This is a genomic window from Mesorhizobium sp. ISC11 (assembly GCF_037162595.1).
Lineage (GTDB): Bacteria > Pseudomonadota > Alphaproteobacteria > Rhizobiales > Rhizobiaceae > Mesorhizobium > Mesorhizobium ciceri.
Genome location: NZ_JAVSPW010000001.1, coordinates 148,326 through 168,726, shown reverse-complemented (window position 1 = coordinate 168,726; position 20,401 = coordinate 148,326). Strand labels below are relative to the sequence as shown.

Here is a 20,401-nt window from a genome sequence, read left to right as displayed (position 1 = left end):
AAGGTCAAGCGCCTCTCGCATGATTCGCATGAAAAAAGCGAATCAATTACCCGACTTAGCCCGTTACGCGCCATTTCGACGCGCAACGACGCTTTCTCAATTCACTCGCTTCCAACTAAGCTCGCCCTGCCCTGCCCGAGGAGACGCCAAACCCTTCGATCAGTGCTTCCGTGGCTTGCACATCCTGGAATTGCGCCTGAATTTCGATCAGGTGCCGGTAGTTTTCGTCTGTGGGATCGGTGGCGAGCGCCGCTTCCGCCTGTTTCAGTTCCTTATGTAAGGTGCGCGCGCTGCGCTGCAAGTGCAGCGCCTGGCTGAAAGCATCGCGGGCATCTTCAAGGGCGGCGGTCTCTAGCGCCGGCCATTGCCGCATCCGCCGGATCAACCCGACGGCCCGCTCCCAGATCTCGGCGCAGCCGGCGCGTTCGATCGTCGCAATCACCGCCTGCCGGTCATTGGCCATGTCATGCGCCATTGCATCGAGGATTGCCGCATGCAGCCGCCTCAGATCGGAGTTGGCAAGATCGAGAAACTCGATATGGGCGAAATTCTCGTCGATCAGTGCCGGATGGTTGACCAATGCGACGATGATCGTCGCCTCGCGCACCGACATCCCCTCGCCGCCGCGTTTGACCAAAGCCGACTGGCCGAGACTTTCGGTGATCGCAATGCGGCCGCCACCGCTCTTGGCGAACTGCCCGCCGGGAGCGGCTGCCTTGCCCTGGCCGCGCTGACCTGGCCGGCCGCCATCCTGACGCCCACTGCGCTGCGAACCGAAGAAGCTCAACACGCGCTCGCGCATCTCCTGTTGATAATGGTAGCGGAGACTTTCATCGCGGATGCGGCTGGTCAGTTCGCGCAGCGTCTTCTCGAGCTCGGCCCGCCGCTCCGGCGTATCGAAGACGCCGCCCGCCGTCTCACGCATCCATAAAAGGTCGACCAGCGGCCGCGCCTCGGCCAGCACGCTACGAAACGCATCCGGTCCTTCGGCCTTGACCAGATCGTCGGGATCCTTGCCTTCCGGCAGCAGCGCGAAGCGCGCCGAGCGCCCGGCCTGCACAGACGGCAGCGCCATGTCGGCGGCCCGCCACGCGGCCTTCAACCCGGCCTTGTCGCCGTCGAAGCACAACATCGGCTCCGGCGCCATGCGCCACAGCAGCTCGAGCTGGTTCTCGGTGAGCGCGGTGCCGAGCGGCGCCACGACATTCTCGAAGCCGGCCTGCGCCAGCGCGATGACATCCATATAGCCTTCGACGGCGATGACCGTGCCGCCCTTGGCCAAGGCCTTGCGGGCGCGGGCGAAATTATAAAGCACGTTGCCCTTGTGGAAGAGCTCGGTGTCGGGCGAGTTCATGTATTTGGCCAGCGCATCGGGCTGCAGCGCGCGGCCGCCAAAGGCGATGATCTTCCCCCTGGAATCCGGGATCGGAAACATGATGCGGTCGCGGAACCAGTCATAGGAAACCGGGATGTCGTCGCCGTGGCGCACCAGTCCGCAGGCCTCGATATCGGCTTTCGGCACGCCCCTGGCGGCGAGATGCTCCTTCAGCGCATTGCGGCTGTCCGGCGCAAAACCGAGCCGGAACGATTGCTGCGTCGCCGGCGTCAGGCCGCGGTCGCGCAGATAGGCACGCGCCTTGGCGCCTTCCGGTCCCTGCAGCCGTTCCTGGAAGAAGGCGGTCGCCATCTCCATGACGTCGGTCAGGCTGGCGCGTTCCTTTTCGCGCCGCTCCTCCTGCGCGTCGCGGACCGGCATCGGCACCCCGGCCATGTCGGCGATCTTCTCGACCGCCTCGGGAAAGCTCATCCCGTCCAGTTCGGTGAGGAACTTGAAATGATCGCCCGAGACCGAACAGCCGAAACAGTGGTAGCGGCCCTTCTTGTCCTCGCAGTGGAAGGAAGGGCTCTTCTCGCCGTGGAACGGGCAGCAGGCCCAATAGTCGCCGCGCGGTGCGTTGGTCTTCTTGCGGTCCCACGCGACGCGCTGGCCGATCACCGATGAAATCGGCACGCGGTCGCGTATCTCGTCGAGGAAGGCGGGTGGAAAGCGCATCGGGGAACTCGTTTCCCGATTATATAATCACGCCCGCGAAATCCGACGACCCTTAATGCGGGCCATACCCGGTTTCCACAGGCAAAAAGAAAGGCGGCCGTAGCGGGCCGCCTCCCTTTTCAATGTCCGGCAGGTGCCGATTAATGCGCGGCAAGCGCGCCGAAGATGACGCCGGAGAGGATGCCGACCAGCACATAGTCGTTGCCGACGCGGATCCATTCCTGGCCGCGGCCGGGGCGATGCAGGCCGTAGCGGCCATAGTCGCGGATCGGCTGATGGCGCTTCCAGCCGGAATATTTCTGGCCATGCCGCCAGTTGTTGCGCTTCACGACGACGACCTTCTTCTTGTAAACACGCTTCCTCACATCGCTGTGGTGGCCGGGCTTCTGCCAGTCGACCTGGCTGTAGTTCGACTGCGGCGCGTTCGGCGCATTCAGCGGTGCGGCCTGGCCGGTGAGCGACGTGGCGGCCAGCATCGAGAAAGCGAGTGCGGAAAGGACGATGCGTTTCATGAGAAGTCTCCTTGGTTGTCGATATCGAAGCAGTAGCTGCCCATCGATGAACCGAAACTGAACGCACGCATTACAATTATGTAATGGATTCCTTGATTTACCCAAGGAAGCTGAACATGATCGCAAAGGCAGGAGCCAGTCGCACCGCAAACTCGGCCTATCCGCCGCTTCGCGCCCGCCCCGCAATGCAACCATTTGCGCGTCCGTCCATTTTCCGACACCGCCTGTCGCGCGGCAACGGCCCTTGAAATCGACAAGATTTTATTATCCGGCTAAAATATTCGAGCTATTATAAGTCACCGCCATGAACATGATTCGTTCCCTCGTTTTTCCTTCTGATCGCCACGCAAAACAGGGCGGGCGCCCTGTTTGCATGCGGGGGACGAAATGAGCGGGTCCGTCGTCCTTCTGCATCTGGCCGGCGCCGTGGCGCTGATGCTGTTTGCCACCCGCATGGTGAAGACCGGCGTTGAACGCGCCTATGGCGACGTGCTGCGCCATCGCCTCCGCGCCACCATGCGCAATCCGATCATGGCGGTGCTGGCCGGCACCGGCCTTGCCATCGCCCTGCAGAGCTCCACCGCCGTCACGCTGCTGGTCGGCTCCTTCGCCGGCTCTGGCATCGTCTCTGGCGCCGCGGGCCAATTGGCGGTGCGCGGCGCCGAGATCGGCTCGGCGCTGGTGGTCAAGCTGCTGACCTTCGACCTCACCTTGCTGGTGCCGCTGTGCCTGATCACCGGCACGGTCATGTTCATGGCCACCGAGCGGCGCGACTGGCGCCAGTCCGGCCGCATCCTGGTCGGCATCGGCCTTCTGATCCTGTCGCTGGAGATGATCGGCCAGGCATCGGAGCCCCTGCGCAACAGCCAGCTCATGCCGGTCATCATCAACTACTTCTCGACCGATTCCATCACCGCCTATCTGCTGGCGGCACTGATCACCTGGCTGTTCCAGTCGAGCATCGCGGCGGTGCTGTTGATGGCGACGCTGGCAGGCCGTGGCCTGATCACGCCCGAACTTGGCGTCGTTCTCATCCTTGGCGTCAACCTCGGCTCCTCGATCATCGCGCCGATGCTGACCCGCTCGTCGAGCCCCGAAGTGCGCGTCGTGCCGATCGGCAATCTCCTGATGCGCGGGCTTGGCTCGCTGGTCATGCTGATCCTGGTCATGATCTTCAGGCCGCACTTCGCCTTTCTCGGTTCGACGGCGGCGGACCAGATCGTCAATGCCCACATCCTGTTCAATGTGCTGATCCTGCTCGCCGGCCTGCCGCTGGCAGGCTTCGTCTACCGCGCTTCGGAGAAGATCGTCGCACTTGGCACCAAGCCCGTGCCGGCCGCCTCGCTTGACGTCGTCGAGCTGTCCGCGCTCAACGAAAGCGCGCTCGACGTGCCGAGCCAGGCGCTGGCCAATGCCACCCGCGAGGTGGTGCGGGTCTGCGAGACGATCGAGATCATGCTCAAGCGTATCATCGAACTCTATGAAAGTGCCGACGCCGACAAGATCAAGGCGCTGGCCGCACTCGACGACCGCGTCGACCGCAAGCACGCCGCGATCAAGCTCTACCTCGCCAAACTGACCAGGAACCCGCTGACCGAGGACGAGGCGCTGCGCTGCCAGGAACTGATCGGCGCCTGCGTCAAGCTCGAGCAGGTCGGCGACATCATCGTGCGCAACATGCTGGTGCATGTGAAGAAGAAGTTCGAGCGCGGACTGGAATTCACCGACGAGGGCTGGGCCGAGCTGTGCGCCTTCCATGGCTCGGTTCTGGCCAATGCGCGGCTTGCCTTCAACGTTCTGGTGTCGCGCGATCCCGAGACCGCCCGTCAGCTGGTGCTGGAAAAGGACCGGCTGCGCGACCGCGAAAAGGAAACCAGCGCCAGCCATTTCGTGCGGCTGCGCGACGGCACCGCCAAGAGCGTCGAAACCAGCTCGATCCATCTCGACACCATCCGCGACCTGAAACAGATCAATTCGCTGCTGGCCTCGATGGCCTATCCGGTGCTTGAAGAGCGCGGCCTGCTGACGGGGTCGCGGTTGAAAGCGAGCTGAAGAATAGCAATCCCCCACGAGGCCTCCGGAGAGAGAGGAAGGGAGCGCGCTTGGATAGGTTCGCGCGCTTCCTTTACCCCGGCCATCTCCCCCACAAGGGGGGAGATTGGCGCTTCACCGCCTCGCCCCCACTGAAGAAAACCTAAACTCGCGACAAAAATTTCTGGATTGCCCGCAAAGCCCATCCGTGGTTTGAGGCGCTTCCAGCTAAGGCTTCCCCATGTCGCTTCCGCTCATCGCCCTGTTCATCGCCGCCTTTGCCTTCGGCACCACCGAATTCGTCATTGCCGGCGTGCTGCCGCAGGTGGCGCAAGGCCTGGGCGTCTCGGTTCCCTCCGCCGGCTATCTCGTCTCCGGCTATGCCGGCGGCATCGCCATCGGCGGTCCGCTGCTGGCGCTCGCCACCAAGTCATTGTCGCGCAAGACCTTGCTGCTCGGCCTCGCCATCGCCTTCACCATTGGCCAGGCGGCTTGCGCGCTGGCGCCCGATTTCACCTCGATGCTTCTGTTGCGCATTGCCGTGGCGGTCGCGCATGGCGCCTATTTCGGCGTCGCCATGGTCGTCGCCGTCGGTCTCGTGCGCGAGGACCAGCGCGGCATGGCTGTCGCCGTCATCCTGTCCGGCCTCACCGTCTCCAACGTCATCGGCGTGCCGGCCGGCACCGCGATCGGCAACATCTGGGGCTGGCGTGCGACTTTCTGGGTGATGTGCGCGCTGGGTGTCGCGGCAACGCTTGCCATGGCAGCCCTTTTGCCGCGCACCACCGGCTCATCGGCCAAGCCCGCCGGCTTCGCCCGCGAGGTCCGCGTGCTGGCCCGCCAGCAGGTCTGGACATCGCTGATCCTGATGCTGATGCTGATGATCGGCCAGTTCGGCCTGTTCACCTACATCACCCCGACACTGCTCGAAGTCACCGGTCTCGACGAGAACCTGGTGCCGTGGGTGCTGCTGCTCAACGGCGTCGGCGCGACCCTTGGAGTCTTCCTCGGCGGCAAGCTCTCCGACTGGAAGCTGATGCCGTCATTGATCACCATGCTGGCCCAGCAGGCGGTGACGCTTGGCGTGATCTATGCCGTCAGCCCCTATCCCCTGCCGATGGTTGTGGCGATCGTCATCTGGGGCGGTCTCAACTTCGCCATCGGCACGCCGATCCAGACCCGCATCCTGGCCTGGACGGCAGATGCTTCCAACCTCGCTTCGTCGCTCATTCCGTCCGGCTTCAATGTCGGCATCGCGCTGGCCGCTTCGTTGGGCGCCGCGATGCTGAACAGCGGCTATGGCTACCGCAGCCTGCCGCTGCTCGGCGCCATCGCCATGCTGGTCGCCGTGGCAGTGGCGCTCGCCTCTTATGTCTGGGAAGGGCGCAGCAACGCCACGCCGCCGCTGACAGCCCCAGCCGAGTAGATCCCGATCCGGAAAGTGGACGCCGGTTTTCCGAAAAGATCGTGATCAACCAAAAACACTTCACCCGCGCCAGCGCAGCAGGCGCATGGCGTTGGCGGTGACCAGCACGGTCGCGCCGGTATCGGCCAGGATCGCCGGCCACAGGCCGGTGATGCCCAAAATGGTGGTGACCAGGAACACCGCCTTCAGCCCCAGCGCCACGGTGATGTTCTGGCCGATATTGGCCATCACCGCCCGCGACAGTTTCACCATACGCGCGACGTCCATGACGCGGCCGTGCAGGATCGCCGCGTCCGCGGTCTCCAGCGCCACGTCGGTGCCGCCGCCCATGGCAATGCCGATATCGGCGGCCGCGAGCGCCGGCGCGTCGTTGATGCCGTCGCCGACCTTGGCGACCTTGAAACCCTCGCGCTGCAATTCGCCGACGATGCGCTGCTTGTCCTGGGGCAACAGGTCCGCCCGCGCCTCGATGCCGAGCGAAGCGGCGATGGCTTGCGCCGTGCGACTGTTGTCGCCGGTCAACATCACCGTGCGGATGCTCTCGGCCTCCAGCGCCGCGATCCCGGCCGCAGCATCCGGCCGCGGCTCGTCGCGCATGGCAATCAGCCCGGCCACCACGCCATCGGCGACCAGCACTGACACCGTCTTGCCCTGGCCGTTGAAGCTGTCGACGGCGAGGCGCTGCGCTTGCGTCATGTCGGCGCGTTCGCCCGCCGCCTGGCCGGAGCCGAGGAAGACGGCGACGCCGCCAACGCTGCCCTCGACACCCTTGCCCGAGATTGCCTTCGCCGCGAGAGCCGGCGGCACCGGCGCCTTGTCGGCCTTGGCCCGGTCCAGGATCGCCATCGCCAACGGATGGCTGGAGCCCTGCTCCAGTGCTGCCGCCAGCGCCAGCACGGTGCGTTCATCCCTTCCATACGCCACGATGTCGGTGACGACAGGCTTGCCTGCGGTCAGCGTACCGGTCTTGTCGAAGGCGACCGCCGTGAGCCGGCGAAAGCCTTCCAGCACCGCACCGCCTTTCATCAACAGGCCACGCCGCGCGCCGGTCGCCAGGCCCGCGGCGATTGCCGCCGGGGTCGAGATGACCAGCGCGCAGGGGCAGCCGATCAGCAGGATCGCAAGGCCCTTGTAGATCCATTCGTTCCAGTCGCCGCCGGCAAGCAGCGGCGGCAACAATGCCACCAGCGCACCGACCGCCAGCACCGCCGGCGTGTAGGTGCGCGAGAAGCGGTCGATGAAGCGCTCTGTCGGCGCCTTGGCTTCCTGCGCCTCCTCCACCAGCCGCGCGATTCGGGCGATGGTGTTGTCGGAAGCGGCCGCCGTCACCCGCACCTTGAGCACGCCGTCGGTGCTGATCGTGCCGGCAAAGACGGCGTCCGTAGCGCCCTTGCGCTTCGGCGTGCTCTCGCCGGTCACCGGCGCCTCGTCGATTTCGCTCGCGCCCTCGATGATCTCGCCATCGGCCGGGATGCGGTCGCCCGGCCGCACCAGGATGATGTCGCCGACCGCAACGTCTTCGGCGGGACACTCCGATGTGCCGCCTGCGCGCTCGACCAAGGCCGTCTTCGGCACCAGACCGGCAAGTCCCTGGATGCTCGCCCGCGCCCGGCCGGCGGCGACACCCTCCAGAAGCTCGCCGATCAGGAAGAGCACCACCACGGCGGCGGCCTCTTCAGTGGCACCGATCATCACGGCGCCTATCGCCGCGATGGTCATCAGCATCTCGATCGAAAACGGCGTGCCGGCCAATGCCGCCATCAGCGCGCGCCGTGCGATCGCCACCAGGCCGACCAACAGCGCGGCCAGGAACACCCCGCGTTCCGCCACCGGGAACAGATGGCCGATGCCGTATGCGGCGAGAAGCGCTGCCGCGCAGGCGAGCGTCAGCACCGCCCGGCGGGAACGCCACCACGCCTGCCCCGTCTCGGAATGGCCATGATCGGGATCGGGATCGTGGCTCGCATGATCGTGGCCTTCATGGTCATTGTGGACGTGATCGGCGTGCGCCTTGTCTGACATCGGCGATACATGTGCCTCGGCCCTGACGATGCCGTAGCCGAGCCGAGCAACCTGCTGCAGCACCCTGCCTTCCGGCAACGCGCCGCCATGGCTGACCGTCATGCTGGCACCGGTCACCGAAACCGAGACATCGGCGACGCCGTCTAGGCGACGCACCGCCGTATCGATCTTGGTTGCGCAAGAGGCGCAATCCATGCCGCCGATCTTGAACCGCGTCTGCCTGATTTTTACCTGGTCGAGGGGCGCCGTCATCACATCACCTGTCTGTCTTGCCCGCGCGGCGTCGCCGCATGGGTCTTGAACGCTGATGTCAGGCACTGTAATTGCTCTAGTCACTAGAGCTTCAAGAGGCAATTCATGTTTTCGATCGGTGATCTCTCGCGCCGCACCGGGGTCAAGGTGCCGACCATCCGCTACTACGAGCAGATGGGCCTTGTTGCCGCACCCGAGCGCTCGGAAGGCAACCAGCGCCGCTATTCCAGGCAGGAGCTGGAGCGGTTGGCCTTCATCCGCCACGCCCGCGATCTCGGTTTCGCCGTCGAGGACATCCGCTCTCTGATCGATTTGAGCGGCCACCCCGAGCAACCCTGCGGCCACGCCGACAAGATCGCCGAGGAGCAACTGATCTCGGTGCGGGAAAAGATTGCCCAGTTGAAGCGGCTCGAGGCCGAGCTCGAACGCATCGCCACGTGCTGCAATGGCCAGACGGTCGGCGACTGCTACGTCATCCGCGCGCTGTCGGATCATGCGCTGTGCGCCGATGAGCATGGTTGAGATACATCCTACAGCTCGATCCGGAACCGCAAGCTTTCTGCTCCGCCATAGGCGGCGTCCTCGAAAAAGCGTTCGACGAGCTTGCCGCCATTGGCCAGGATCACCTTGTGCGAGGCCGGATTGCCCGGTTTGGCGGTGATCTCGACGTGAGCCAGGCCGACCGCCCTCGCCTCCTCCAGCATCAGGCGCAGCGCCTGTGTAGCGTAACCGCGCCGCCGCTTCCACGGCACCACCGCATAGCCGATATGGCCGAGCACATGCGGCGGCAGGTCCGACGTGCCCTTCTGCCAGCGAAAGCCGATCGAGCCCGATGCCTCGCCGTCCCAGATCCAGCGGCGGAAGCCCGGCAGGCGCGGCACCTTTTTGCCGTCGGGCAAGGTGATCGGACCGCCCCCGGCCTGGGGATCATCGAGGTCGGCGAGAAAAGCCACGGGATCCCTTTCGATTGCCGCAAGCTGCTCGCGCGTCGCTTCCAGCAATCGCACATTGTCCGGCGACCAGCCGCGTTCGAGTGCCGCCTTGTAGGACGGCAGATGTTCGAGCGCGGGTTTGACGATTTCGATCATGGTGCACCGGTGCAGACGCGATGCCCACAAAATAGCATGCTTGACCAGGGAGGCACGGTCCACCAAAGCGCGGCCCTATACGACAGAGGCCGCGCTCCCATCACTGGAAACGCGGCCCTGGCGTTGTGTCCTTGGGAGGACCGGCGATCCGGCGCGGCCGCGCCGGAGCACCTTTAGCGATCTCAGGCGATGTCGAAGCGGTCGGCGTTCATCACCTTGGTCCATGCCGCAACGAAATCCCTGGTGAATTTCGCCTTGGCGTCCGCCGACCCGTAGACCTCGGCAAGCGCGCGCAATTGGGCGTGCGAGCCGAAGATCAGGTCGGCACGGGTGCCGGTCCACTTGACCGCCTTGGTCTTGCGGTCACGCGCCTCGTAGACTTCGTCGGAGCCGGCGGCCGGATCCCAGACCGTGTTCATGCTGAGCAGGTTGACGAAGAAGTCGTTGGTCAACGTACCCGGCCGGTCGGTGAACACGCCGTGCTTCGAGTTGGCCGTGTTGGCGCCGAGCACGCGAAGACCGCCGACCAGCACCGTCATTTCGGGTGCGGTCAGCGACAGCAATTGCGCCCGGTCGACCAGCATGGCTTCGACCGACATCGGCTGCTTGCCCCTGACATAGTTGCGGAAGCCATCGACTTTCGGCTCGAGCGCGGCAAAGGAATGGACATCCGTCTGTTCCTGCGAAGCATCCATGCGACCCGGCGTGAACGGCACCTTGGCCTCGTGGCCGCCATCCTTCGCCGCCTTCTCGACAGCGGCGACACCGCCGAGAACGATGAGGTCGGCCAGCGAGATCTTTTTCCCGCCGGTCTGTGTCGCGTTGAACTCCTTCTGGATGGCTTCCAGCCTGGCCAGCACCTTCGACAGTTCCGCCGGCTGGTTGACCTCCCAATCCTTCTGCGGCGCCAGCCGGATGCGTGCACCATTGGCACCACCGCGCTTGTCGGAATTGCGGAACGTCGAGGCCGAGGCCCACGCCGTCGAGACCAATTCGGAAACCGACAGGCCCGATGCCAGGATCTTCGCCTTCAGCGACGCAATGTCCTGCTCGCCGACCAGTTCGTGGTCGACCGCGGGGATCGGATCCTGCCAGATCAGTTCTTCCTTGGGCACGAGCGGGCCGAGATAGCGAACGACCGGACCCATGTCGCGATGGGTCAGCTTGAACCATGCGCGGGCAAAGGCGTCGGCGAACTGGTCCGGATGCTCATGGAAGCGCCGCGAGATCTTCTCGTAGGCCGGATCGACCCGCAGCGCGAGATCGGTCGTCAGCATGGCAGGCGCGCGGCGCTTGGACGGATCGTGGGCATCCGGCACGGTTCCGGCGCCGGCGCCGCCCTTCGGCGTCCACTGATGCGCGCCCGCCGGGCTCGTGGTCAGCTCCCATTCGAAGTTGAACAGATTGTCGAAGAAGTTGTTGCTCCACTTGGTCGGCGTCGTGGTCCAGGTCACCTCGAGGCCCGAGGTGATGGCATCGCCGGCGATGCCCGTGGCATGCTTGCTCGACCAGCCGAGGCCCTGCGCCTCGATGCCGGCGCCTTCCGGCTCCGCACCCACAAGCGAGGCATCGCCGGCGCCGTGGGTTTTGCCGAAGGTGTGGCCGCCGGCGATCAGCGCCACGGTCTCCTCGTCGTTCATGGCCATGCGGCCGAACGTCTCGCGAATATCGCGTGCCGAGGCCAGCGGATCCGGCTTGCCGTTCGGCCCTTCCGGATTGACATAGATCAGACCCATCTGGACGGCGCCGAGATGGCCCTGGAGTTCGCGGTCGCCGGAGTAGCGCTTGTCGTCGAGCCACTTGGTTTCCGAACCCCAATCGACGTCCTGTTCGGGTTCCCAGACGTCGGCGCGGCCGCCAGCAAAACCGAAGGTCTTGAAGCCCATCGATTCCAGCGCGACGTTGCCGGTGAGGATCAGCAGGTCGGCCCAGGAGATCTTGCGCCCATATTTCTGCTTGACCGGCCACAGCAGCCGGCGCGCCTTGTCGAGATTGGCATTGTCCGGCCAGCTGTTGAGCGGAGCAAAACGCTGCTGGCCGGCCCCGGCGCCGCCACGGCCGTCGCCGATGCGGTAGGTGCCGGCACTGTGCCAGGCCATGCGGATGAACAGCGGCCCGTAATGGCCGAAGTCGGCCGGCCACCAATCCTGCGAATCCGTCATCACCTGGTGCAGGTCCTTGATCACCGCATCGAGATCGAGCGACTTGAATTCCTCGGCATAGTCGAACTCTTCGCCCATCGGGTCCGAAAGGTTCGACTGCTGATGCAGAACGCCAAGGTCCAGTTGGTTCGGCCACCAGTCACGGTTCGTCCTGCTGGAGGATCCGTGCGCAACGGGGCATTTGCCGGCACTGGGATCATCGGTCTGTGCGTCCATGTTCTTCTCTCCGATCGTGGCTGAGTTGAGCTGTTCAACTGCTGCGTGAACAGGGACACAAGAATGTCCCTGTAGGCGGTCCGTTTCATGGCTGGCGCGATGACCTGAGCCCGATACGCGACCGAATATGTTGGATGTCCTGTTGCTGCGGGCATGCGCCTCACCAGGCGGTCCCGGCTGCTCCTCATCTTCGTTACGACTCCTATAGCAAAGCCGCTTGATTAATTTAAGTTGGATTTCCTGATTACAGCGATAAGATGACATTATGACAAACCTGACGCTGAAGCAGCTGCGTTATTTCGAGGCGCTGGCCCGGCACAATCATTTCGGCCGCGCCGCCGATGCCTGCTCGATCTCGCAGCCCGCCATCTCGGTGCAGATCCGGGAGTTGGAGGAAACGCTGGGCACGGAGCTTTTCCAAAGAGGCCCACGCCAGGTCCGGCTGACCAATTTCGGCGAGGAATTCGCCTTGCGCGTCCGCGACATCCTACGCTCGGTGGATGAGCTGACGGATCTGGCCCGCGCCTCGCGCGACCGGCTGGTGGGACGGTTGCGCATCGGCGTGATCCCGACGATCGCACCCTACCTCCTGCCTGCCATCATCGGCAACCTCGCCCGCATGCATGACGGGCTCGATATCCACGTGCGCGAAACGCAAACGCAGAAGCTGATCCAGGAACTGGCCGACGGCCGGCTCGACGCGGCCATCGTCGCCTTGCCGGTGTCGGAACCCTCGCTGACGGAAATCGTGCTGTTTGCCGAGAACTTCGTGCTGGTCCGGCCCGGCGAGGACGAGGGAAAGCCGGTACCCAACCGCGAAATGCTGCGCGAGATGCGGCTGCTCCTGCTGGAGGAAGGCCATTGTTTTCGCGACCAGGCGCTGTCGTTCTGCAACATGCATTCGGCGCGGCCAAGGGAGTTGCTGGACGGCAGCTCGCTGTCGACCCTGGTGCAGATGGTCGGCGCGGGCGTCGGCGTCACCTTGATTCCCGAAATGGCCGTGCCGGTGGAGACGCGCTCGGCGGCGGTGTCTGTCGCCCACTTTGCCAACCCCCAACCGTCGCGGACGATCGGCATGATCTGGCGCAAGACAAGTCCGATCGCCAAACAGCTGCTGCTTATATCCGAAGTGGTTCGCCAGGCGGCCGATACGTTGCGGGCGCAGCACGGCTCGGCATTGCTTGCGCAGCCCGTGAATCTGCCGGCAGCCGCTCAATGAAGGCTTGGCTGACCGGATCGTCAGCCTGCCGCGTGGAACCGGATTTCGCCCTTGTTCAGGAAGCAGGTCTTGTTGAACAGCGACAGATCCAGAGGGTTCGGCAACCGCACATCGCCGATATCGGGAACCGGCTTCTGCGCCGGGTCGTAGGACCGATCGATCTGCGAGATGAAGACGAGGATCAATCCCCTGTCGCCGGCAAACGCTTTCAGCGTGCGAACCTGCGCCATCAGCTCCGGATTTTGCCGCTTCTGGTCGAGCAGTTGCAGGTAGTCGATCACCACCAGCGTGCCGCGCGGCGCCGAGCCCAATGCCTTGACGATGTAGTCGGCGCTGATGGCGTCGGAATTGTCGAACACGAACCGGTCGTTGAACTGCACCGGGTCTGCCCCGATGGCTCGAAACCGGTCGAGCACATCCCGCTGCGTATACTCCAGCGTGAAGAACACGCCCCGACTGCCGGACTTCATGGCTTCGATTGCCAGTTCGAGACTCATCAGCGTCTTGCCGTGGCCGGGTCGTGCACCCACCAGGACCAGATCGCCGGGCGCAAGTTGCGCAAACAGTGTGCCGGCAGGCGCCGCCCCGGCTGCCTTGGCCGCAAGCAGGCTCCAACTGGCGAAGCCTTCCCGTACTGCAACGCGATCAAGCGCTTCGTGGAGCGGAATTTTGGCCTCGCGGGACAACAGCCTGGCTTGACGCTTCAGATGATAGATGGGCGCGGACAGCTTCATGACAAACCTCCTGGTGCGAGCCGTTTTCGCAACCCCTCCTTATGCCAAGCGCTCGAACAGTTGGTTCGGTGATGAGAGAGCCCTGCATGGATGATGCTTTCCCGGCGGAGGGAGGAGGCGTGAGCCACGCCAGAATCAGATGATAGCTCAATCCCTGCGTATCGAAAATCGCGGAACTCGAGAGATCAGGTTCCGAACTCGCGGCTTTTCGCGATAGGAATTTTTTCTTGACTCCCTGCACTCAGCTATGGTACATATTTGTCCATGGTGCTGATTTGCGCCAATGGCCCGCCGCACAGGCGGGTTTTTCGTTTGATGCTCCGTCAGCCAACGCGCCGACGAGCTCGAAGGAACCCGCCAACCCGAGTTCGTTGCCCTGCTTCAAGGATACGAAGACGTCCGCCGCAAGCCTGGAGCCAGCATGTCGGCGTAGGCGTTTGCATGCATCGACCTGCTTTGCGGATCTTCATGCGGGTACGCTAAACAAGATGTGTTTCGCCTGATAATGCGAGGCCATCTATGATCGATTCTCGCGGCAATACCGCAAGAAATAGCCATTCGCTTCGACAGGAGAATTGATCCGTGCGGTTGAGATCTGTTTGTCTGGGCGTCGTCGCCAGCTTTTTCGTCGCCGTCATCGCCGTAACGGTGTCGGCTCGATCCTTTGCCGCATCATCTGACGTTCCGGCCTGGCTGCAGGCCCATGTCGGCAACAGCGACGGCCAGATCTCACAAATTGTCCTCGAACGAGCCCGCGCGCTTTATCGGAAGAAGGTCGCCCAAGGGGCCGTCAAGAACCCCTGCTACTTCGCCATGGATGCGACACGCCCCAGCGATCTGGGCAATGGCGTGCTCGGCCGCCGCTACTACGTCATCTGCGAGGCCAGCGAGTCCTTCCGCGCGATTTCGTCGGGTCATGGCAGCGGGCGGAATCTGAAGGGCGTCGTCGATTTTTCGAACGGCAAGCGGTGCGCTAGGAACTTCGGCAATGCGATGGATTCATCGTTGACGGCCGGCGGCGCCTATATGACCCGCGAGGCGAAAACCTCGTTCAAGGGTTATTACCGCACCGGTGCGAAACGGGACGTGGCTTTCCAGCGCACCTTCATCCAGTTCGACGGCGAAGGCGAAGCCGCGAACGCCAGGCAGCGGGTGATCGGCGGCCACGCAGCCCAGGTGCTGCACGGCCTGTGCCTGCGCAAAAATCCGAACAGCTCGCATGCCGACCATGACGGCTTCGTACCGTTCGGCAAGCTGGTGGATTATGCCGGCGGTCGCAGCAATGGCTGCACCAGTTGGTCGCCGGCGGATGCGCAGCAGATTATCCCGATGGTCAAGGACAATCCGACGACGCTCTACATCTACCCGGAATCGCGCGACATCGCCGCGGTCGCAGCCAACCATTCACAGCCGGGCACCTATTGGAACGCGTCCTGCCTGAAGGAAATCGGCACACCGAAATTCTGGCCGCGAAAGACCCTCGAGCCGATCATCGCCCAATACAGGAAGGATCATCCGGCACCGCCGCCGCAGCCAGTGCCGATTTGCACGCAGCCGTGACGTCCGCTTCGGCATGCGAACCATGCGCATTGATCAGCAACCCGTCGTGAACCGGTATCGATCCCGATCTCCGAGGTTTGGCAGCGTCTGACTCCCCGCGCGTCGTCGATGTCGGTAGCCAAAGGCTGGGATAGGTTCATTTGTAACCTCGGCGCGATGGTCCCCAGAGACAACGCGCGCCCATGGCGCGGGCGGCCGCCGCCGGACCAAGGGCACCCGCGGCAGGAAGGAAGCGGCACAGAAGGCTGCCAGAACGCGAACACATCACGCTTACATTGAACGTCTTCTTCGAGGACTGGCGCTCCGGGTGACGACTATGATCGAGACATGGGTAATCGCCTGCGCCTCGCACCTTCCCGCCGCGTTGTATGTCGCGAACGGATCGGGAGTGGCTGAATGCTCCCGGCGAGGAGAGTTCCCGGTGCCGTGTCCAGGCCGATTGGTTGGAACCAACGGCCTGCTCTCCAGTTAGAAAGCCAGCAAGTCTGGTTGTAGCCTTGCCGCCATGTGACCGACGGTTTCAAGGCCACCGATTGAGCTTCGGAAGCGTGGAGAGCACGCTTGATGGAGAAAATCATGAACCAATGGTCAAACGCCAAGCTCTGTGACGTAGCAAATCTGGTCCTCGGAGCAATTCTCTTCTTCTCTCCATGGATATTCGCCTTCGCGGCGGGGACACAGTCCCAGAATGCCATAGGCAGCGGCATCGTGATTGTCGTGCTTTCGGTTGCCGCCCTCTTCGCCTTTGCTGTCTGGGAGGAATGGCTGAACCTCGTTGTGGGTCTTTGGGTAGTCGTGTCTCCCTGGGTGCTTGGATTCCAGGCAACCACAGCCATGGGCGTGCATGTTGTAATCGGCGTTCTGGTCGCGGTTCTGGCTGCGATCGAGCTGTGGATGATGAACCAGAACCCGCCGACGCAGTCTACGGCCTAGCAGGACTGGGCGTCCTTGCGGCGGCCTGATCGTGACGGATTGGCCGCCGACAAATTGGCATCCCGCTGGGTCGCCGATGATGGTGGAAAATCATCTGACGGTGGCCCGCCGGGAGGCCAGCGTGCCTGCCGCCGCAACCTCGGCTGCACAGCCGCTGACGACAGCCCTGCAGACAGCGTCGCCGAAAGCCAGACAACAGGAGGTATGCCGACATGAAAGCAATCCGCATCCACGCTTTTGGCGGACCTGAGGTTCTTTCGATCGATCAGGTCCCCTCGCCTCAGCCCCTTGACGACGAGGTTGTGCTCAGGGTCCGCGCCGCAAGCGTCAATCCGATCGACTACAAGACCCGCGAAGGGTCGGTGAGCGAGACCCTGCCGGTCACGCTCGGGCGCGACGTATCCGGCGACGTATCCGGCACGGTGGGAAATATGCGGTACGCGGGCGCATACGTTGAAGAAGGGCGATCCGTTGTTTGCGATGCTTGGTCATGACCGGGGCGGCAATGCCGAATATGTCGTGGTCAAGGCGACGGAGGCGGCTGCCAAACCGGATCGTCTAAGCCATGTCGAAGCCGCGGCGGTGCCGCTTGCCGGCATCACCGCATGGCAAGGCCTTTTCGATCATGGCGGCCTCAAATCCGGACAACGGGTTCTCATCCATGGCGGCGCCGGCGGCGTCGGTCATCTGGCGATCCAGCTGGCCAAGGCCGCGGGCGCGTTCGTCGCGACAACCGTTTCCGCCGAGGACGTCGTTTTCGTGCGTGAGCTTGGCGCCGATCAGACGGTCGACTACAAGAATCAGCGTTTCGAAGAGGTCGTCGATGCGGTCGACCTGGTGTTCGATCTTGTCGCGGGCGACACGCAGGAGCGCTCCTGGGAGGTGCTCAAGCCTGGCGGGACGCTCGTTTCCACGCTTTCCCAACCGTCGCAGGAAAAGGCAAACTTGCGTCGGGCGCGTGGCGTCTCCTACCTGGCCGAGCCGAATGCGGCGCATCTTGCCGAGATCGGCCGCCTCATCGAGGCCGGCAAGGTCACCCCCTTCGTGCAAGCCACCTACCCGCTTGGAGAGGTCGCCAAAGCGGAAGAACGGCTGGAAAATGAGCATGTGCGTGGCAAGATCGTGCTTGAGGTTTCCGCCTAGCGCGAGTTGATGCTCCTGCCCCTCTCGAACGGGTTATCCGATCCGCGCCTTGCCGTCGCTGTCCGGCACGTTTGGAAACAGCACCTTCAGCTTGTGTTCCGCGCTTGCCCAACTGCGCCTGTGATGTTGCCACAGGCACCAGTTGCTCACCGCAAAAGCTAGAATGCCGACAGTCACGGCGAGACTGGCCGTCGAGCCAACGACAACCTTGAGCATCACGCCGGCAAAGACACCGGCGATGGCACCGTTGACGACATTCACCATCCCTGCGGTTCCGGCGAACGCTTGCCAGGGCCTTGGCTTGAGGCCGACATCGGCCAGCAGAGCCGTTTGGTTGTCATGGGTGGAGTGAACCAGATAGGGCGCCATCGAAGGGGTGAGCTCGGTGTAGCAGTGCCTGATGCGTGCCATGCCGCGGGCGTGGACCATGTCTTCGATGGCCACCTGCACAGCCCTGACGAATGTCACCAGCCCAATGAAGTAGAGGCACGGCAACAGGATCAGGCTGAACAGCATGAAAGGAAGCCCCATCCTCGTCACCTGGGCCACGAAAGCAAGGGCGATCGTGGCGCTGGATACCGAAGTCAGGAACAAATTTGCGCGCTGATTCGCCTCCTGAATAGTCGCCGCCCTGGCGGTCCCCAGCACCAAATGCTCCGTCGTCATCATCTGCAGGAGTTGCTGTCGGTTCTCGCCTTCAGTGGTTTTTGTCTTCCTTGCAGGCATCGCAAAAAATCCGTTCAGGACGCGCTCCCCCAACCAGCTCCTCAAAGCCGCCCACCCAGGAACGAACTGCTTCGGAAGGGGTTCCGGCGCAACCAAGACCGCTATCGTGGATCCCGGGGCAGAGCAGGATCACAGGCCGAGCCAATTTTGTCGATAGATAGCGAAACGATTGTCCCTGAGCATCGTTTCGAAACCAGACATGAATTTGATGAGGAGGCGATGATGAGCGCTACCGGTTTGGATGTCTTTGACAGGACGCTGCAGACAACCAACATCTGGCTCGACGAGATCATGGACGATCATGGTCCGGATCGGCGAATTGCATGGCACATATTGGGCGCGGTCCTGCGGACCGTAAGGGACAGGCTGCAGATCGGGCTTGCGGCCAAACTTGGGGCGGAACTGCCGCTCCTGGTGCGCGGCGCCTATTACGACCACTACCGGCCCGCAGCCGAGCCGGACAAAACGCGCTCCCTGGAAAACTTCTCGCAGCACATCGGCGAGGAATTGAAATCGATCCGCCCCGTCGATCCCGAGGATGCAGCACGCTCGGTATTCCGAGTTCTTGCACGGCATGTTGATCTTGGCCAATCGGCTAAGGTGCGCGATGCGCTGCCGAAGGAAATCCAGGCGCTCTGGCCCGAAAGCCTCGGTGTCAAATAGAGATGGTACGAATCTGACGGCTCCCCGGACAGCCAGGCCGAGGCTGGCGCCCCTGTCGGGCGTCAGTCCCGCAAACGGTTGGCGGCATGATCCTGATGCTGCTCGGTCGCGACCTGCCTGGAGTCCAAACCGCGTTCTTTGGAATGCTGTGCCTTGTCGCGATTGGACAGAACCTTGTTTTCTTCGAGCTTGTCTTTTGGCGTCACGGTCATGGCGCCTGTGCCGGAACCCTTTCCTTGTGAACCTGCTCCGATGTGCTTCTTGCTGCCGCGTGCCATGGGCTGCCTCCAATCTATGACGAATGTTCCAGGAGCGTTGCTGGTCCGTGACGCGCTTTAGTCGTCGGCACGGTTCTTGTGATGGGCGCTTTCCTGATTCTTGCCGCGAAGCATGTTGCGGTCGTCTGGATCGACGAGGTCCGGTGTATCGGTCCTCATGTCCGCTCCCTTGCGCAGTGCTTCGCGTTCCGCCGCTGATCGTTTCAGATCCGCCTCGGCATCAAAATCCTTGCCGGCGTTTTTTGTGTTTTCCCGCTCTTCAATGATGCGAATTTGTTGATCGTGGGTTTTGCGTCCAGTCATCGCTTTCCTCCGGCGTGTTCGTGTCGGCGCCCGAAAGTGGTGCGTCGCCGACCGTCTCTAAGGTCGGCGTTTGCCTGGCCGAGCCTGCCTTCGTGCTGATAATGGCAAGGTGACGGGATCGTTCCGAAAGGCGTTGAAAAGCTTCTCGCCAGATGGCTCGGCTCGGCCCGGCGCTCACATTGACGCAGGCTCCGGCTGGCGTCCGCCCTTGTGAACCGCAGCGTCCTTTGAACGCTCGGCAACCGCCGGGCTGGTGCCGGATGCCTTTGCCGTCGCGGCACTCGGCTCCGCGCAGAAATCGATGACAGCCTGGATGAACTCTGCCGGATATTCGATGTTCGACAGATGGACCGCAGGCAGCACAACCAGCTTCGCGCCGGGTACCGTCGCGGCGATCAGCTCGCTGTGGCTGGCTGCCGTCACCGTGTCGTGCCGACCGGCGATCACCAGCGTCGGCCGGGGTATCAGTGCCACGGTGCGGCGAAGGTCCGCGTCGCGAACCGCCGCGAACAGACCCGCCAGGCCCTGCGGGTCGATAGCCAGCAGCATGGCGCGAAAGTCTTCGACCACAGGCTCGTTGGCGGCAACCAGCGACGCGGGGAACCAGTTGCTCAGGAACGTCTCGGCGGTTTCCGACATGTCCGGCGCCTGGCGCACCGCAGCGATCCGCTCGTCGAAATAGCTTGCCGGCGCCAGATGGGACGAGGTGTTGCTCAGGATCAGCCGGTCGATCCGCTCGGGCGCGTGGATGCCGAGCCACTGCGCGACGAACCCGCCGAGCGACAGGCCAAGGAAATGTACGCGTTGCAGGTCGAGCGCATCGAGCAACTCGATGACGTCGCGGCCAAGCCGGTCCAGCGAATAGGCGCCGACCGGAACGCTCGATCCGCCATGGCCGCGAAAGTCGTAGCGCAGGACACGAAAATGCTTCGACAATTCGCCGACCTGCCCATCCCACATGTGCAGCGTGGTGCCGATGGAATTCGACAGCACCAGCACCGGCTTGCTTGCCTCGCCGTCGAAGCGGTAGGCGATGCGCGTGCCGTCGCCCGTTGTGACGAAATTCAGCTCATTCATGAT

At 63.4% G+C, this 20,401-nt stretch carries 19 protein-coding genes; 9 read left to right on the top strand and 10 right to left on the bottom strand.

Annotated elements, in window-relative coordinates; all coding sequences use genetic code 11:
• Positions 1–115: 115 nt before the first annotated feature.
• Complete coding sequence (dnaG, locus tag RPF88_RS00880; RefSeq protein ID WP_013530148.1) at positions 116–2,053, bottom strand: DNA primase; 1,938 nt, start codon at positions 2,051–2,053, stop codon at positions 116–118.
• A 140-nt stretch (positions 2,054–2,193) separates the two neighbouring features.
• Positions 2,194–2,565, bottom strand: coding sequence for an RcnB family protein (locus RPF88_RS00875; protein WP_013530147.1), 372 nt, complete (start codon positions 2,563–2,565; stop codon positions 2,194–2,196).
• Positions 2,566–2,952: 387 nt separating this feature from the next.
• On the opposite strand from RPF88_RS00875, the gene RPF88_RS00870 reads away from it, so the two are divergent.
• Positions 2,953–4,617, top strand: coding sequence for a Na/Pi cotransporter family protein (locus tag RPF88_RS00870; protein WP_013530146.1), 1,665 nt, complete (start codon positions 2,953–2,955; stop codon positions 4,615–4,617).
• Between the two features lie 220 nt (positions 4,618–4,837).
• Positions 4,838–6,022, top strand: coding sequence for an MFS transporter (locus tag RPF88_RS00865; protein ID WP_337121494.1), 1,185 nt, complete (start codon positions 4,838–4,840; stop codon positions 6,020–6,022).
• A gap of 60 nt (positions 6,023–6,082) precedes the next feature.
• Here the strand turns inward: RPF88_RS00865 and RPF88_RS00860 are convergent, their stop codons facing one another.
• Complete coding sequence (locus tag RPF88_RS00860) at positions 6,083–8,296, bottom strand: heavy metal translocating P-type ATPase (RefSeq protein WP_337121492.1); 2,214 nt, start codon at positions 8,294–8,296, stop codon at positions 6,083–6,085.
• A 105-nt stretch (positions 8,297–8,401) separates the two neighbouring features.
• Between RPF88_RS00860 and RPF88_RS00855 the strand changes: the two genes are divergently transcribed.
• Positions 8,402–8,818, top strand: coding sequence for a MerR family transcriptional regulator (locus RPF88_RS00855; RefSeq protein ID WP_013530143.1), 417 nt, complete (start codon positions 8,402–8,404; stop codon positions 8,816–8,818).
• Between the two features lie 8 nt (positions 8,819–8,826).
• Here the strand turns inward: RPF88_RS00855 and RPF88_RS00850 are convergent, their stop codons facing one another.
• On the bottom strand, positions 8,827–9,384 hold the full coding sequence (locus tag RPF88_RS00850; RefSeq protein ID WP_337121487.1) for a GNAT family N-acetyltransferase: 558 nt from the start codon (positions 9,382–9,384) through the stop codon (positions 8,827–8,829).
• A gap of 182 nt (positions 9,385–9,566) precedes the next feature.
• The gene (gene katG / locus RPF88_RS00845; RefSeq protein ID WP_337121485.1) at positions 9,567–11,762 is read right to left on the bottom strand and encodes a catalase/peroxidase HPI; all 2,196 of its coding nucleotides are present in this window, start codon (positions 11,760–11,762) and stop codon (positions 9,567–9,569) included.
• A gap of 265 nt (positions 11,763–12,027) precedes the next feature.
• Here katG and RPF88_RS00840 point away from each other — a divergent pair, with 265 nt between their 5' ends.
• Positions 12,028–12,981 carry a hydrogen peroxide-inducible genes activator gene (locus RPF88_RS00840; protein ID WP_027162066.1) on the top strand — a complete coding sequence of 318 codons (954 nt, stop codon included), beginning with the start codon at positions 12,028–12,030 and terminating at the stop codon, positions 12,979–12,981.
• Positions 12,982–13,001: 20 nt separating this feature from the next.
• Here RPF88_RS00840 and RPF88_RS00835 read toward each other — a convergent pair whose 3' ends face one another.
• Positions 13,002–13,715 (bottom strand): DNA helicase, encoded by a 714-nt coding sequence (locus RPF88_RS00835; protein WP_013530139.1) that lies wholly within the window; start codon positions 13,713–13,715, stop codon positions 13,002–13,004.
• Positions 13,716–14,297: 582 nt separating this feature from the next.
• Between RPF88_RS00835 and RPF88_RS00830 the strand changes: the two genes are divergently transcribed.
• The 4 genes from RPF88_RS00830 to RPF88_RS00815 all read left to right on the top strand — a co-directional run bounded on the left by RPF88_RS00830 (position 14,298) and on the right by RPF88_RS00815 (position 17,351).
• Complete coding sequence (locus RPF88_RS00830; RefSeq protein ID WP_224674923.1) at positions 14,298–15,275, top strand: murein L,D-transpeptidase catalytic domain family protein; 978 nt, start codon at positions 14,298–14,300, stop codon at positions 15,273–15,275.
• A 576-nt stretch (positions 15,276–15,851) separates the two neighbouring features.
• The gene (locus RPF88_RS00825) at positions 15,852–16,208 is read left to right on the top strand and encodes an SPW repeat protein (protein WP_337123834.1); all 357 of its coding nucleotides are present in this window, start codon (positions 15,852–15,854) and stop codon (positions 16,206–16,208) included.
• Positions 16,209–16,420: 212 nt separating this feature from the next.
• Positions 16,421–16,702, top strand: coding sequence for an alcohol dehydrogenase catalytic domain-containing protein (locus RPF88_RS00820; protein WP_337121478.1), 282 nt, complete (start codon positions 16,421–16,423; stop codon positions 16,700–16,702).
• On the top strand, positions 16,662–17,351 hold the full coding sequence (locus tag RPF88_RS00815; RefSeq protein ID WP_337121477.1) for an NADP-dependent oxidoreductase: 690 nt from the start codon (positions 16,662–16,664) through the stop codon (positions 17,349–17,351). Before RPF88_RS00820 ends, RPF88_RS00815 begins: the two co-directional genes overlap by 41 nt.
• A 33-nt stretch (positions 17,352–17,384) precedes the next feature.
• On the opposite strand, the gene RPF88_RS00810 is transcribed toward RPF88_RS00815, so the two are convergent.
• Positions 17,385–17,999, bottom strand: coding sequence for a hypothetical protein (locus tag RPF88_RS00810; RefSeq protein ID WP_337121476.1), 615 nt, complete (start codon positions 17,997–17,999; stop codon positions 17,385–17,387).
• A gap of 300 nt (positions 18,000–18,299) precedes the next feature.
• On the opposite strand from RPF88_RS00810, the gene RPF88_RS00805 reads away from it, so the two are divergent.
• Complete coding sequence (locus tag RPF88_RS00805) at positions 18,300–18,740, top strand: DUF2267 domain-containing protein (RefSeq protein WP_027162072.1); 441 nt, start codon at positions 18,300–18,302, stop codon at positions 18,738–18,740.
• A 62-nt stretch (positions 18,741–18,802) separates the two neighbouring features.
• Here RPF88_RS00805 and RPF88_RS00800 read toward each other — a convergent pair whose 3' ends face one another.
• From RPF88_RS00800 to pcaD, 3 genes are all read right to left on the bottom strand, one after another.
• Positions 18,803–19,018: a hypothetical protein gene (locus tag RPF88_RS00800; protein ID WP_013530133.1), complete on the bottom strand. Its 216-nt coding sequence runs from the start codon at positions 19,016–19,018 to the stop codon at positions 18,803–18,805.
• A 57-nt stretch (positions 19,019–19,075) separates the two neighbouring features.
• Positions 19,076–19,321, bottom strand: coding sequence for a hypothetical protein (locus tag RPF88_RS00795; RefSeq protein WP_013530132.1), 246 nt, complete (start codon positions 19,319–19,321; stop codon positions 19,076–19,078).
• Between the two features lie 174 nt (positions 19,322–19,495).
• On the bottom strand, positions 19,496–20,398 hold the full coding sequence (gene pcaD, locus RPF88_RS00790; protein ID WP_337121473.1) for a 3-oxoadipate enol-lactonase: 903 nt from the start codon (positions 20,396–20,398) through the stop codon (positions 19,496–19,498).
• Between the last annotated feature and the right edge of the window lie 3 nt (positions 20,399–20,401).